This window comes from Acinetobacter sp. QJM3NY_42 (assembly GCF_056173745.1).
The window spans coordinates 2239494-2253668 of record NZ_CM149689.1; the positions used below are offsets into that span (position 1 = coordinate 2239494).

Consider the following 14175-nt stretch of genomic DNA (forward strand, 5'->3'; position numbering starts at 1 on the left):
ATCAACAATTATAAAAAGGCGACAAACAAATGTATTAAACCAGCGAAAAATCCGGTTACACCGCCCAATACAATCAGAATCCACTCATCTTCCTGAAACGCAGGGCGTAACAGGTTCTGGAATTCTTTAGGCGTCAATTCGCGAATACGGTCTCTAAACATTTGATAGATCTTCTGTGCACGGCTCGCATTGAATGCCGGGTCACACACAGGCACCATCGTAATTTCAATTGAGCGATCGATCAAGTCTGTCTTGAGTCTTGCGTATTCTTTTGGCCCTAAAGACAGCTGTAACGATGTCCGAACCAGCGGAGTTTCCATAATTTCATTAATATGACGTTTTACAATACGACGGGTTTTCTCTCTACGGGTACCGTACATCATTTCGGTCATAATCGATTTTAAAGTAATGAGGTCTTCAGTCACTACTCTTGCAAATACATCAGAGACCTCATCCTGACGCTTCATAAAAGCGCCTTGCATATTATAACGGCCTATACGCAAGACAGGTACAATCCACGGGAATTTACGGTCTTTAGTTAAACGGAATAACTGTGGATAGCGAATGTAATGTGGCTCTACCGGGTTAAACACCATCCAGATTGCAATCCAGTTGGTCAGGAACCCCCAGATGGATGCCCAGAAAGGAACTGTCCAGTGCCAAGGCACTACAAACCAGACAATCATCTGGAAGATACCAAAAAACATACCAATCAGGGCACTAATATGCCAGATAAAGTTAATCTCTTTCTGGCCAACTTTCAGAAACATGCGAACCATGAGCAAACGGTCACCTTCCATCTGGCGAACCACCATCTCACGCATATTGACTAGAGATTCTACATTGAGGGTAAGCTCAGTGACCAGGTCATGCAGAACAACCGGAAGCTGCTTATGGGCCTGTGCGTAAATACGGCGTTTAATTGAATAAGGCAGATTTTCCCAGAGCACAGCATTACGGTCCAGCATAACCTCATCAATCAGGTGTTCCAGTTCAAAACCAACCTGCTCACCAATAATACGTGCCATATCGGCTGGGTCCATTGCCTCGAGAAACTCTTGAAGCGACCCAAGTTTAGATAAGGTATTGTCAGTGATAATGCCCGAAATACGGCCAGCTTTACGCGGCACAATTCCTTGCCAGCCAATTGGAATAGGACCTAAGTAAAAGCCCCAGAAATTGATTGGATAAAACACCATTTTCAGTGCCATCCAGACATGGGCCCAAGTAACAAAAGCTGTGACAGGAATAATGCTGAGCACGGCCCAAAAATCAGGTCGATTTGAAAAGGTTTGCCACAGTTCACTGACGTACTCTAACATGCATGACTCTCGTATTTATTTCTATTCGCTAAATTATTCACGTTATCAAGTTCGCTATTTTTACTTCAGGCCAAAACTCAGGGTGTAAGAAAATTGTAGTTGAGGTTCAGTATCGGCAGTTACTTCACCCGCCTGGTTCTTAAACTTTTCTGCCGCTCCCAGTCCGACACTTAAAGTACTGATCCGTTCAGGACTGAGCCAGACATATGCTAAATCTATACCAGCACCTAAACGAGACTTGTACTCGTTATTGTTAAATTGACTGTCGAGATGTCCCAGATAGGCACCGATATAGTAACCGTTTTTAGCTTCTCCGGTGAAATAATATGGATAACGGAAGCCAACTTGGGCACCAAACGGATTATCATCGTCCAGAAAAACACCAGCTTTAGTGTAAGCAATACCATATTGATTAACCCATTCAGCATTAAGATGAAGAAGCTCCTGGGTTATCCCTGCGCCTACATTCCAGCTAGCAGCGTCCCCTGCTCCCAGCTTGGCCTGAAGTAAATTTTGGGCATGGGCAGCATTCACCAGCACAAAGAGTGCCAGTAAGGGATAGATTTTTCTCATTATTTTCTCCATTTTCCCTGTAAAAACAACAGCAGTCCAGCTGGCCTAACTCCTGACTTTAACAGAATTAATATGCTTGTTATATACAGCACTTTAGAATTTTGCTGTCTATAAAGTCAAAGAATGGGCAGCTTATTTATTTTTTACTTTATTTAAAAATAACTGATCATTCCAAATGATGATAGGCTAAAATAGCCGGTCATTTGTTCTCCCTGTACGTTTGGTCAAAGTACGCCGTATGAAGCAGCATTTCCCCCTTAAAAATGAACAGCAGGAAAAGCGGATTTATCGTAGCCGCATTTTCATCACAATGGGTATTGTGGCGTTCTTTTTACTTTTACTCGCAGGACATTACGCATATTTGCAGATTGCGCATTATGACGAGTTCAGTACAGCTTCAGATAAAAACCGTATTCGCCTGCAACCGATTGCACCTGCCCGCGGCTATATATATGACCGAAACGGTATTCTTCTGGCTGATAATTATCCGGTATTTTCAGCGACCATGAGCCGTGCAGATATCGAAGATATTGAGGCTACGCTGGCGCGTCTTACTCCAGTTTTAAGTCTGACTCCTGAAGATATTGCCCGTTTTGAAAGCCGAATCAAAGCTTCCAGAAAAACTGAACGTGTGGCAATCAAAATGAATCTGACCGAGACAGATATTGCCAAGTTTAGCGAATTAAAATATCAGTTTCCGGGAGTCAATATTGAAACCCAGATGACTCGTTATTATCCACATGGCGACCTATTTGCCCATGTTATTGGTTATGTGGGCCGGATTAATGATAAAGAACTTAAGAAAATTGATAAAGATCTGTATGCCGGCACCAACTTGATTGGAAAAATTGGCGTTGAAAAGTCCTATGAAGAACTGCTGCATGGTATTCCCGGGAACGAGTCAGTTGAGGCAGATGCACATGGTAATGTGTTACGCAATTTGGGACGTAAAGACCCGGTTCGTGGTAATGACCTTTATCTCTCTATTGATTATGGCCTGCAAATGGTTGCCACAGAACAGCTGGCTGGCCGTCGTGGCGCCATTGTTGCCCTTGATCCTCGTACTGGTGAAATTCTAGCGCTGGTTTCCAGTCCCAGCTTTAATCCGAATTTATTTGTAACTGGTATCAGCCATACAGACTATAGCGGTCTTCGCGATAATCTGGATCAGCCTTTATATAACCGTGCCGTACAGGGAGCTTATCCTCCGGGTTCAACCATCAAACCCATGTTTGGATTAGGTGGTATTCATTATGGTTATGTCGACTGGAATACTGCTATTTCTGATCCGGGTTACTTTACTTTGCCTGGTGACAGCCACCGTTTCCGTGACCATAAAAAAACTGGTCATGGCATGGTAAATTTGCATAAAGCTCAAAATGTATCATGCGACACTTACTTCTATGTGCTCTCTTACCGTATGGGTATTGAGAAAATGAATACCTGGATGCGTCAGTTTGGTTTCGGTGAAAAAACTGGCGTAGATCTGCCTAGCGAAAGCGAAGGTCTGTATCCTAACCCTGAATGGAAAATGCGTACCCGTAAAGCAAAATGGCTTAAAGGTGAAACAATTTCAGTCAGTATTGGTCAGGGTGCATTTACTGCCTCTCCCCTACAACTGGCTCTTGCCACAGCTATTACGGCCAATCAGGGCTCCCGGGTAACGCCTCATGTTTTACGTGAGACCCGCGGGACCAAAACCTATCATGTGCATAACGGCACCAATGGAAAAATCCAGTTTAATGGAACACCTGAAGACTGGATCAAGATGCGTGAGGCCATGGTGGACGTAATTCAAACCGGTACAGGTAAAGGAATCCGTAGTGGCCTGTCTTATCATATTGCAGGAAAAACAGGGACAGCACAGGTTAAAAGTATTGCACAAGGCAAGCGTTATAATGAATCCTTGCTTACTGAACGCCAGCTTGATCATGGCTTATTTGTAGGATTTGCACCTGCTGAAAATCCTGAAATTGCCATTGCGGTAGTTTGGGAAAATGGTCGTCATGGTGGTTCCGCTGCACAGCTCGCCCGCCCCATTTTCGATTACTGGCTGGTCAAAAAAGAGAAAAATCCGATCCGCCCAAGTGCACACCAGATCAGCGGTGGCTTGATGACTGCTGGTATTAAACCGGCAGAGCTACCTAGTGGTACTACAGGTATCCCTGCACCTGAAACAGCATCTGGTTCAAACCAGCCTGTTGTTCAATCCAATATGGCTAGCCGCGTACAAAATGTAGAGAGTGATTAAAGATGAAAAACCAGCTCCGCATTATTGGTGGTGAATGGAAACGGCGTCAGCTGCCATTTGCCAGTATTGAAGGCTTACGGCCCACTCCAGACCGGGTACGTGAAACGCTGTTTAACTGGCTCATGTGGGAAATCCAGAATGCCCATATTCTAGATATCTGTGCAGGATCTGGTGCACTTGCTTTTGAGGCTTTGTCACGTGGCGCCGCTTCAGTTGTTATGATTGAACCCAACACTATACAGGCCAGCTTCCTTCAGCAAAACCGTCAGCTGTTAAAAGCTGAAAACAGCCAGCTCAAGATTGCGACTGCACAACAGGTTTTACCTACACTTCAACAAAGCTTTGATGTAGTGTTTTTAGACCCTCCCTATAGCTTGGACTTGTGGCAGGAACTTGCTGAGCTAGCTGATCCACTCATTAAAGATCAGGCTTATATTTATGTAGAAGCAGATCGGGAGTTACAGTGGCTCCAGTTGCCTGCGAACTGGCAACTGCTTAAGCAAACCAAGGCTGGTACAGTAAGAGCTGGTCTTTACCAGAAACAGAGTAAATAGCGCAGACCTAGTTCTATTGTTATGGCCGTAGGTTACGGTTTCCCTGTAAACGGTTCCCCCGACCAGACTGGATAAGATTAGGTCGTGGCCGGCCATTTTTAACATCTTCAGTCATCGGGCTGTTTCCAGCCTGTAAATTAAAATGGTACACCGGTGAAGAAGATTTTACAGACTGTTCCGGATAATCATTCATATGCGCCGCAACAGCTCCACTGAATACCGCCATGGTTAACCATAGTAAGAACAGCTGTTTCATCTTACCTCCTGAATTACTTATTAATAAAAAATGAGTATGAAAGGGTTTTATGAAGAATCAGCCAATACAATGTTGCCGAATCTTTCAGTCTCTTTAAGCTCTGCAAACTTTCTTCACTTTTTGTTCATTATTTATTTTTATATTAAATTACAGATATTTAAAATATTATTTCCAACTTCTAATTTAAAAGAAGAATTACAATGGCGTATATCAGCCCATTACAGGCCGAATGCGATTTCAACAGGGTTTAAAATAGCTTTCATTTTTATCTTTTACCCATAAATTGCTATTTTAACTAAAAAGTTACAGGACAAAGTTATATGAATATTCAAGAACAGGTAGTACTGGTGACGGGAGGTGCCCGTGGTTTAGGCTTAGCGATCACTCAAGCATTAGTGAGTCAGGGAGCCCGTGTAGTAGTTAACTATATGAGCAGTCATGAAACAGCACGACAGTTACAACAAAATTTTCCAGAACAGATTTTTATTTATCAGGCTGATGTGACCAATTCTTCTCAGGTACAGGCCATGTTTAAAGCTGCTAAACAGCATTTCGGGCAAGCAGTTAACTCGGTCATCAATAATGCCTTGGTTCAATTTCAGTTTAATGGCGATGCGCGTCCCAAAATAGAAGAGCTAAGCTGGCAGACAATGCAAAGCCAGTTTGAAGGTGCAGTGAAGGCCGCACTAAATACTACGCAAGCTGCATTTACTGATATGAAAGCCGAACATTTTGGCCGTATTATCAATATTGGTACTAATCTGGTTCAGAATCCGGTAGTCCCCTATCATGACTATACTACTGCAAAAGCTGCATTATTAGCCTTTACCCGCACTGCTTCACATGATTTAGGGCCATATGGTATTAATGTAAATATGCTTTCTGGCGGCCTGTTACAAGCTACAGACGCCAGCCGAGCCACACCAGATGAAGTCTTTCAACTTATCGCAGCCTCTACACCACTACGAAGGGTGGTTACACCTCAAGAATTTGCAGATGCCATTTTAATGTTTTTGTCCCCATTTGCACGTGCAGTGACGGGCCAGAATCTGATTGTGGATGGTGGATTAGTTAAAGGATAAGACTACTCTGTTTAATAAATTTAGGAATACTGCTGATTTATTCAACAAGCAAACACAAAATCCAGAAAATTTTACCGCTCTCAACAGCAGTATAAACAGGAAGTCGTTACAATACCGCCCTTTTTATGCTGCATGAAAAAGTAATGAAAATTTTAGCATTATTTTCCAGCCTAATCCTTTTGACTGGCTGTTCATTTGACTCATCCGCTGAGCTTAAACGAGCAGAGAAGCTGTTCAGCCAGTTTGAATGTAATAATATTGAAAGTACTCAGATTACTCACAGCGATATTAATACTTATCACCAGCAGTCTCTTGGAGCCACTAAAGCCAAAGTAAGAAGCTATATAGAAAATTATAAGGATGGAGAAGCAGAGCTCGATATGCCTCTTGATGAAGTTGTAGCACAACAATATCAACTTTATAAGGCGGCTTGCGAATCGTTAGGGGGAATTAGTCCAGATGAATAAAGTGGGAGAATTTATAATTAAGGTTTTAAGACTTAATACTACGCCCATATTAAAAAATAACGGATTCTATTATTGTTAAGTTCTCTGCTGCTTATACTTGGCGCTGAAATAACGTAATCACTCTTCGACCTAGTAAACTCTTTTTATTATGCTAGAACAAGCCATTAGGGCTACCATTAAAATATATTTTATAGAAAACAGACTTGAGTCTGTTTTCTATATTCAGGAAATAGTAAACAAAATTAATTTAGATAACGTACATCAACACTGAAATTTTCTGGAAATTTAGGCTCGATATTGGCATAAAACTGCATAATTTCCTGCATGTCCTGCTCATAATTTCCAGTCGGGTAAATGATTTTACCGACTCCTGCCCGTTTCTTTTTATAGTCCATATAAGCAAGAGCAATTGGAACACCGGCAGTCATTGCAATATGATAAAAACCAGTTTTCCAGTTTTCTTGCTTGGCTCGTGTGCCTTCTGGTGTTACCAGCATTACCAGATGAGGATGTTCTTTAAACAGGTCAGCCATCAGCTGCACCATACTTGCCCGGGCTTGCCCTTCTTTTTTTGGACTGCGGTCAATACCAATACCGCCCATAGCACGAACAAACGGTCCTAGAGGAAACTTCATATAACTGTCTTTAATAGTAATACGTACATTAACCCCTAAAACTTTTAAGGCCAGCCGGGCATAAACAGCATCCCAATTACTGGTATGCGGCGCAGCAATCATTACACACTGTTCAAGACCTTGTGGCCATTGGTTATCTGTTTCCCACCCCATCAGGCCCAAGCTATATTCTGCAATTTTTCTTAACACTCAAGCTTACCCACTTTCTAAAAGGAGGCAGATTCTAACAATTTATTCTGTATAAAAGAGAGAGATTCAATCTAAATTTGATCAAAATACATGCAATTAATATATATATGTATAAATTTAATTTTTATCTGATCCAAGACTAATATAAGAATAATTTGCGAAATAAAATAGCGTTATTTTAGACCTAACATTGCTTAACACTTAAATACAGATCTCTACTCGTGACACAGACTTAATACTTCTATATTGAATCTATAAAATAGCCATGTTAGAGGTAATTCTTATGACTACACCAAACGCTGCGAATGATAATCCGCATGTTCAGCATACGGACAATACTCATGAAAAATTCTCTGAAAAAGAAGAACAACAGAAAGAACAACAGCAGAAAGAAATTGATAAAGGAATTCCTCAGAAGCAGAAATAACTTTGTACCAAGCTTCTATCTAGTTGACCAGATCATTCCAACATAACAAAATTAGTTAAAGACAGGCCAGTTTTGGCCTGTAACTATTTTAGTAGCATTTTATTTACAGTGTTGTAGTAATTTCTAATGATGACCTATAAGTCGAAATACTTACTCTATTAAAATATTTATATCAATTTATCTATATAAATTATTTATTCACGAACTGCCAAGAGGGAATAATGAAAAAGACTATCTGTATTTTTACGATCTCATCTATTTTCTTTACGGCCTGTAGTACAAATGAGCAGGCTACTCAACATTCTGAAAAAGATAATGATCGACATGCTACTACTGTAATGACGCCTACTCCATCGACTTCTCGTAAAGCTCAAATGGCGGATAGCGCCCATAATGTTGAAAACTCACTTGACTGGGAGGGTGAATATGAAGGTATATTACCTTGTGCTGACTGCGAAGGCATTAAAACAGAGCTGGAACTGCATGCCGATAAAACTTATGAATTGACAGAAGAATATTTAGGTAAAGGGCCAAATAACAAATTTAAGGTACGTGGGCTGTTCCATTTTGATGCTGCCAACCCTTCTTTAGTTGTACTGGACCAAGCTGGTGATCAGCGTAAATATTTTATTGGTGAAAGCTTTGCTGAATTGCGCGATCGCATTACTGGTGAAAAAATAGATAGCAAGCTGAATTACACCTTGAAGAAAGAGTTTTAAAAAATTTATTTTAGTTTTTTAACGTCGATCAAATAAAAACCCCGCAGAAGCGGGGTTTTTTTGAATCAGCTTAAACCTTAGTGGTTAGCAAACTGGTTCATTGTGTTTTTCGCATCGTCGCCCGCTTTAAGCGCGTTATCACCAGCGAAAATTTCTTTATGATCATCACCGATATCAGAACCCGCCATTGCTTGGTGTTTCACACAAGCGATGCCACCACGGATTTCTTTGCGCTGTACACCAGCAACATAAGCCAACATGCCTTCAGAGCCGAAGTAACCTTGAGCCAGCTCATGAGTAGAGAGCGCAGCTGTATGGTAAGTCGGCAATGTGATCAAGTGATGGAATACACCTGCTTCACGAGAAGCATCTGCCTGGAAGGTACGGATTTTCGCATCAGCTTCGGCAGCCAGTTCAGAATCGTCATACTCAGCGCTCATCAATTTAGCGCGGTCATATGCAGAAACGTCCTTACCTTCAGCAACCCAACGGTCGTAAGCTTGTTGACGGAAGTTTAAAGTCCAGTTGAACGATGGAGAGTTGTTATAAACAAGCTTCGCATTTGGAACAACTTCTTTCACACGGTTAACCATGTATGCAATTTCTTCAACGTTTGGTGTTGCAGTCTCGATCCACAGCAAGTCAGCACCGTTTTGCAGGCTGGTTACACAGTCAAGTACAACGCGGTCGATTTGAGTACCTTCACGGAACTGGTACAGACCAGATGCCAAACGTTTAGGACGGTGTAATTTACCATCACGTTTAATCAGGATTTCATCTTCTTGAGCTTCAGAGATATCAATTTCAGTTGTATCCAAGTAGCTGATGTATTGAGAAGCGATGTCGCCTGGCTCTTTAACCACTGGGATTTTTTGAGTCAGATCAGCGCCTTCAGAGTCAGTACGTGCAACGATGATACCGTCTTCAAGACCCATTTCCAGGAATGCATAACGAAGCGCGTGAATTTTCGCAATAAAGTCTTCATGTGGAACTGTTACTTTACCAGCCTGGTGACCACATTGTTTCGCGTCAGAAACCTGGTTTTCGATTTGAAGTGCACAAGCACCCGCTTCGATCATTTTCTTGGCAAGCAGGTAAGTTGCTTCTTCATTACCAAAACCAGCATCGATGTCAGCAATAATTGGTACAACATGAGTTTCGAAGTTATCAATCTGGCTAGTAATTTCAGCAACTTTTGCAGAATCACCCGCTTCTTTAGCTTTATTTAAAGCACGGAACAGATCATTCAGTTCTTTCGCATCGGCTTGACGCAAGAACGTATAGATTTCTTCGATCAATGCAGGAACAGAAGTTTTTTCGTGCATAGATTGGTCAGGAAGTGGACCGAACTCTGAGCGAAGTGCAGCAACCATCCAACCAGATAGGTAGATATAGCGACGTTCAGTTGTACCGAAGTATTTTTTGTTCGCAATCATTTTTTGTTGTGCGATGAAACCGTGCCAGCAACCCAAAGATTGAGTATATTTGCTAGAGTCAGCATCATAAGCAGCCATATCACGACGCATAATAGCAGCTGTATATTTAGCAATATCTAAACCGGTCTTGAAACGGTTTTGTAGTTGCATACGAGCAGCATCTTCTGGGCTGATATCACGCCAAGTGTCGCCAAATTTAGCTTTTAATTCACGTACTGCATCTATCGCTGTTTGATATGTAGTCATGATATTTTCCTGTATTCATTTTAGGAGTTCATCAATCGAGGCACTAAATCATACTCGGTATAATTTGTTTAGATTTAGAACACTTCGTTACGATGAACACAGCTTAGTGGTGATAAAAAAATTAATCCAATATTCTCCATTGATTTTCAATATTTTTTTAGAAAATACCTAGATCAAAGTCGTATTATAATTATGTTTCAATATATTACACCATTGTTTTTATTAAATTATTTTAAATAAGATTTGACTTTTAATGTTTAATATTTAGCCATTTTTTTGTTTGTTAGACTTAAGTTGAGTGCTTTTATAGTTCCAAGTAGGGCTTACAAATTAAGAGAAAAAATTATCATTCAAGGTTTTTTATAAAAATACATTTGTATATAGATTGAACTTTTAAATTTTTACTCCATTTAAAGTTAAATAATTATTCTAATCAATAAAATTGGATTTTTACTGATCAATACCTTTTAAACTTATTCAGATTATTTATCTGAATTTTTCAGTGCTTTTAGCACAAATATATTTAACTGTGGCATAATTCAATATGATTTAACATTTTTATTTTCGGTATTTATTTTATGAATCTTGAGCGGGTAGACCTGAATCTACTAATTTATCTTGATGTCCTTCTTCGCGAAAAAAATGTAACTCGTGCAGCAGAACAACTCGGGGTAACCCAGCCCGCCATGAGTAATATTTTACGTCGTTTACGTAACCTGTTCAATGATCCACTGCTGATCCGTTCATCTGAGGGTATGACCCCGACTGAACGTGCTTTAGAGTTACAGCCGCGTATTCGTGATGCGCTGGCTGATCTTTCCATGATTCTGGAGCCACGTACCGAATTTCGTCCTTATACGTCTAATCGCGTATTTCGCATTATGACTTCAGATTATGCTGAAGCAACCTTGGTACCACGTCTGGTCAAGGCCTTGCGCTCAGAAGCACCTAATGTTGTGCTGGACTTCTTAACACCAAGCGATGTGTCTTACCGTGATATGGAGCAAGGTAAAGTTGACTTGGCCATTAACCGTTTTAATGAGATTCCACAGAGTTTTCATCAGGTACTGGTGTGGCGTGACAGTTATTCTTGTCTGCTGAATAACAAGCATCCCGCCATGAACAATCTGAACCTGAAAAGTTATCTGGATGCCCAGCATATCTGGGTGTCTAAAACAGGTATGGGCGTTGGTTTTGGGGTGAATCCTGAGAAACAGGCCGGACTGGGCTGGATTGATCAAGCTTTAGAACGTATTGGCCAGAAACGCAAGATTTCAGTTTTTACCCGGCATTACCAGATGCCGGCGCTCTTGGCTGCAAATGTTGATCTGATTGCGACATTACCAACACGTATCGCACGTCTACAGGCGAAAAGCCAAAATCTGATTATTAAAGATCCGCCATTTTATATTCCTGAGTTTGAGCTGAAGATGGCATGGTGCCCGCTTTTGCATCATCACCCTGCCCATCGCTGGTTACGTCAGTTAATTTTATATGTAGCCCGTCAGATGATTGAAGATGAAAACCGAGAATTTCTGATGAATAATTCACAATTATCACCTCATTACTAGAGAGTAAATTTCTTTATTTTCTATTTTTCGGTTTATACTCTAAGGCTTAAGGAGAATTCTTATTCCTTAAGCCTTTTTTGTGTTAAAACAATTTCATAATAACGATGAATCACACAGGTGTCTTGTGAGCCTTTTTCAAAATATTGTCATCATTATTCTCCTGATCATTGGTGCAGGTTTTCTCTCATTAACTGAAATTGCACTGGCTGGCGCTCGTCGGGTCAAGCTCAAGATTCTGGCAGAATCCGGAGACGAGCGGGCAACTAAAGTTTTAATGTTACAAGAGCAGTCGGCAGACTTCTTCGCAGCTTCTCAAATTGGTCTAAATGCGGTAGCAATTTTAGGTGGTATTTTAGGTGAGGCTGCTTTCCGCCCTTATTTTGTAAATCTGATTGACCGTTTTTATGAAGGGCCCTGGACAGAAACGATAGGTTTTGCTCTTTCCTTTACGCTGGTAACTTCACTTTTTATTCTGTTCGCAGATCTTATGCCAAAACGTCTGGCCATGATTGCGCCTGAGAAAATTGCTGTTTCGGTGATTAATCCTATACAGATTTTTATCAAGGTCTGTAAACCTTTGGCTTGGTTCATTAATGCAATTGCCAATACTTTGTTTCGGCTATTTAAAGTAAATACCACCAGGGAAGACAATATTACTTTTGATGATATTTCTGCCGTAATGGATGCAGGTGCACAGGCGGGTGTCTTGCAAAAACAGGAACATCATTTTATTGAAAATGTTTTTGAGCTAGAAGAACGTAACGTACCCTCAAGTATGACCACCCGCGAAAATGTGGTGTACTTTACTTTAAAAGAGTCCGAAGCCAGCATTCGTCAGAAACTGGCAGAATATCCCTATTCAAAATTTCTGGTTTGTAATGAACATATCGATGAAGTAATTGGCTATGTAGACGCCAAAGATATATTGGTACGAATTTTAAATAACCAGTCCCTGCTTCAACTCAATGAAAATACCATACGTACTGTATTGACCATACCAGATTCGCTAACGCTTTCTGAACTGCTTGACCGTTTTCGTTCAACCAAAGAAAAGTTTGCAGTTGTTATTAATGAATATGCTTTGGTGGTCGGGGTAATTACTTTAAGTGACATTATGATTACTGTTATGGGGGATTGGGTGACGCCACTTGAAGAAGAACAGCAAATCATTAAACGGGATAATAATTCCTGGTTAATTGATGGCAGTACCCCCATCGAAGATTTGAAACATGCCCTCGAAATTGATGAAATGCCGGATGAAGACAATTATGAAACCTTAGCTGGTTTTATGATGTACCAGCTCCGCAAGATTCCACGCCCTGCCGATGTAGTAATTTATACCAACTACAAGTTCGAAGTCGTAGATGTTGACCATTTCAAAATAGACCAGCTTTTAGTGACCCGTATGCTGGAACCCAACGCTACGCCTTCTACAGAGCAGGAATAAGAGAGTTGTATAGGAATAAAAATAATAGGAGATTTACCTACCTGTATTTATCTAATTTTTTCTGCCATCTAACGTGTGGCATAAATGATTAGATAAAGAGAAGTTATTTAAGCTTTACGGCTTGCTGGCTCATTTTTCTTGAGCTTCTTTGACATCATATAGTTATAAACTTAAGCAGTTGGCAAATTGGCTTAACCGCCTTAAAGCAATCAACTGGAACTATATGATTTTCAGTTAACTGGCCGATTTAATTATGCAGTTTTTATGAATTATAAATAATTATAAAATCATATTTATAAGGACATTAAAAAAGAGCCAGCTGGCTCTTTTTGCATGAAATGATTTATTGCAGATTCAGCAAAGTATCGAGTACTGCCTCATAATGAATCTGAATATCTTCTGATAAGATTTTATAGGCATTGTCAAACTGTACCATTGGCCAGCCTTCTTTCCAGAATGGAAAGATATTATGCAGGTCATGAGTCACTACTGCTTCTTCGCGGGTAATTGCCTGAGCTACTTGTGCCAATACCTGAGCAGTTTGTGCCCCATCAATTGCCATGTAATCGATTCCGTGTGCTTTAAGAATACGAATACGATCTTTCTTATAGCGAATTTTTTTGGCCTGGGCCTCATTTAGGTTTAGTGCAAGGGTTACCGCTTCAACAAAATTATTTTCAAAAGCCTGATTCAGTGCAATCAGAGCATCCCGATGACTTTCCTGACGTCCAGCCTTGCCACCGGAACGAATGATTTCTTTTGCCTGTGTATCTAAGGCATCATTTTTCATGGCATTTAGAATATCCAGTTTTTCAATATCGCTAAGCTGTTCGGAAGAGTGTTCAGTCATGGAAAGTCCTTGGACAATATACTAAACGCTTATTTTGACATAAAATGACTTCTGAAAATGTGATTTTAGATATGGGACCGTATTTAAATTCATGTTTCTCTCTATTTTAAATCCGATGGAGAGAAAAAACCGCCTAACGGGCGGCTTTTT

At 40.6% G+C, this 14175-nt stretch carries 14 protein-coding genes; 8 read left to right on the forward strand and 6 right to left on the reverse strand.

Translation table 11 applies throughout. From position 1 onward, the window contains the following. Nucleotides 1-8 precede the first annotated feature (8 nt). Both AC0VYT_RS10635 and AC0VYT_RS10640 read right to left on the reverse strand, forming a co-directional pair. Nucleotides 9-1322: a DUF445 domain-containing protein gene (locus AC0VYT_RS10635; RefSeq protein WP_005019113.1), complete on the reverse strand. Its 1314-nt coding sequence runs from the start codon at nt 1320-1322 to the stop codon at nt 9-11. Between the two features lie 60 nt (nt 1323-1382). Next, nucleotides 1383-1895 (reverse strand): hypothetical protein, encoded by a 513-nt coding sequence (locus AC0VYT_RS10640; RefSeq protein WP_005019112.1) that lies wholly within the window; start codon nt 1893-1895, stop codon nt 1383-1385. 238 nt (nt 1896-2133) lie between these two features. On the opposite strand from AC0VYT_RS10640, the gene mrdA reads away from it, so the two are divergent. Together mrdA and rsmD are read left to right on the forward strand one after the other, a co-directional pair. Continuing rightward, the gene (gene mrdA / locus AC0VYT_RS10645; protein ID WP_005019106.1) at nt 2134-4146 is read left to right on the forward strand and encodes a penicillin-binding protein 2; all 2013 of its coding nucleotides are present in this window, start codon (nt 2134-2136) and stop codon (nt 4144-4146) included. Between the two features lie 2 nt (nt 4147-4148). Beyond that, nucleotides 4149-4700: a 16S rRNA (guanine(966)-N(2))-methyltransferase RsmD gene (gene rsmD / locus AC0VYT_RS10650; RefSeq protein WP_005019105.1), complete on the forward strand. Its 552-nt coding sequence runs from the start codon at nt 4149-4151 to the stop codon at nt 4698-4700. Nucleotides 4701-4719: 19 nt separating this feature from the next. On the opposite strand, the gene AC0VYT_RS10655 is transcribed toward rsmD, so the two are convergent. Then, on the reverse strand, nt 4720-4956 hold the full coding sequence (locus AC0VYT_RS10655; protein ID WP_005019102.1) for a hypothetical protein: 237 nt from the start codon (nt 4954-4956) through the stop codon (nt 4720-4722). Between the two features lie 320 nt (nt 4957-5276). Here AC0VYT_RS10655 and AC0VYT_RS10660 point away from each other — a divergent pair, with 320 nt between their 5' ends. Together AC0VYT_RS10660 and AC0VYT_RS10665 are read left to right on the forward strand one after the other, a co-directional pair. After that, complete coding sequence (locus AC0VYT_RS10660; RefSeq protein ID WP_005019100.1) at nt 5277-6038, forward strand: 3-oxoacyl-ACP reductase; 762 nt, start codon at nt 5277-5279, stop codon at nt 6036-6038. Nucleotides 6039-6181: 143 nt separating this feature from the next. Further along, complete coding sequence (locus AC0VYT_RS10665; protein WP_005404384.1) at nt 6182-6505, forward strand: hypothetical protein; 324 nt, start codon at nt 6182-6184, stop codon at nt 6503-6505. Nucleotides 6506-6747: 242 nt separating this feature from the next. Here AC0VYT_RS10665 and AC0VYT_RS10670 read toward each other — a convergent pair whose 3' ends face one another. Then, nucleotides 6748-7329 carry a 1-acyl-sn-glycerol-3-phosphate acyltransferase gene (locus AC0VYT_RS10670; protein ID WP_005404383.1) on the reverse strand — a complete coding sequence of 194 codons (582 nt, stop codon included), beginning with the start codon at nt 7327-7329 and terminating at the stop codon, nt 6748-6750. Nucleotides 7330-7612: 283 nt separating this feature from the next. Here AC0VYT_RS10670 and AC0VYT_RS10675 point away from each other — a divergent pair, with 283 nt between their 5' ends. Then, nucleotides 7613-7756 carry a hypothetical protein gene (locus tag AC0VYT_RS10675; protein WP_005019096.1) on the forward strand — a complete coding sequence of 48 codons (144 nt, stop codon included), beginning with the start codon at nt 7613-7615 and terminating at the stop codon, nt 7754-7756. 221 nt (nt 7757-7977) lie between these two features. Further along, entirely contained in the window at nt 7978-8475 is a 498-nt protein-coding gene (locus AC0VYT_RS10680; protein ID WP_005019094.1) for a copper resistance protein NlpE, read from the forward strand. A gap of 77 nt (nt 8476-8552) precedes the next feature. Here AC0VYT_RS10680 and AC0VYT_RS10685 read toward each other — a convergent pair whose 3' ends face one another. Continuing rightward, nucleotides 8553-10157 carry an isocitrate lyase gene (locus AC0VYT_RS10685; protein ID WP_005019091.1) on the reverse strand — a complete coding sequence of 535 codons (1605 nt, stop codon included), beginning with the start codon at nt 10155-10157 and terminating at the stop codon, nt 8553-8555. A gap of 578 nt (nt 10158-10735) precedes the next feature. Between AC0VYT_RS10685 and AC0VYT_RS10690 the strand changes: the two genes are divergently transcribed. After that, the gene (locus tag AC0VYT_RS10690) at nt 10736-11728 is read left to right on the forward strand and encodes a LysR family transcriptional regulator (RefSeq protein WP_005019090.1); all 993 of its coding nucleotides are present in this window, start codon (nt 10736-10738) and stop codon (nt 11726-11728) included. A 124-nt stretch (nt 11729-11852) separates the two neighbouring features. Continuing rightward, nucleotides 11853-13175 carry a polyamine export protein PaeA gene (gene paeA, locus AC0VYT_RS10695; RefSeq protein ID WP_005019087.1) on the forward strand — a complete coding sequence of 441 codons (1323 nt, stop codon included), beginning with the start codon at nt 11853-11855 and terminating at the stop codon, nt 13173-13175. 343 nt (nt 13176-13518) lie between these two features. Here paeA and AC0VYT_RS10700 read toward each other — a convergent pair whose 3' ends face one another. After that, on the reverse strand, nt 13519-14025 hold the full coding sequence (locus AC0VYT_RS10700; protein ID WP_005019085.1) for a hypothetical protein: 507 nt from the start codon (nt 14023-14025) through the stop codon (nt 13519-13521). Between the last annotated feature and the right edge of the window lie 150 nt (nt 14026-14175).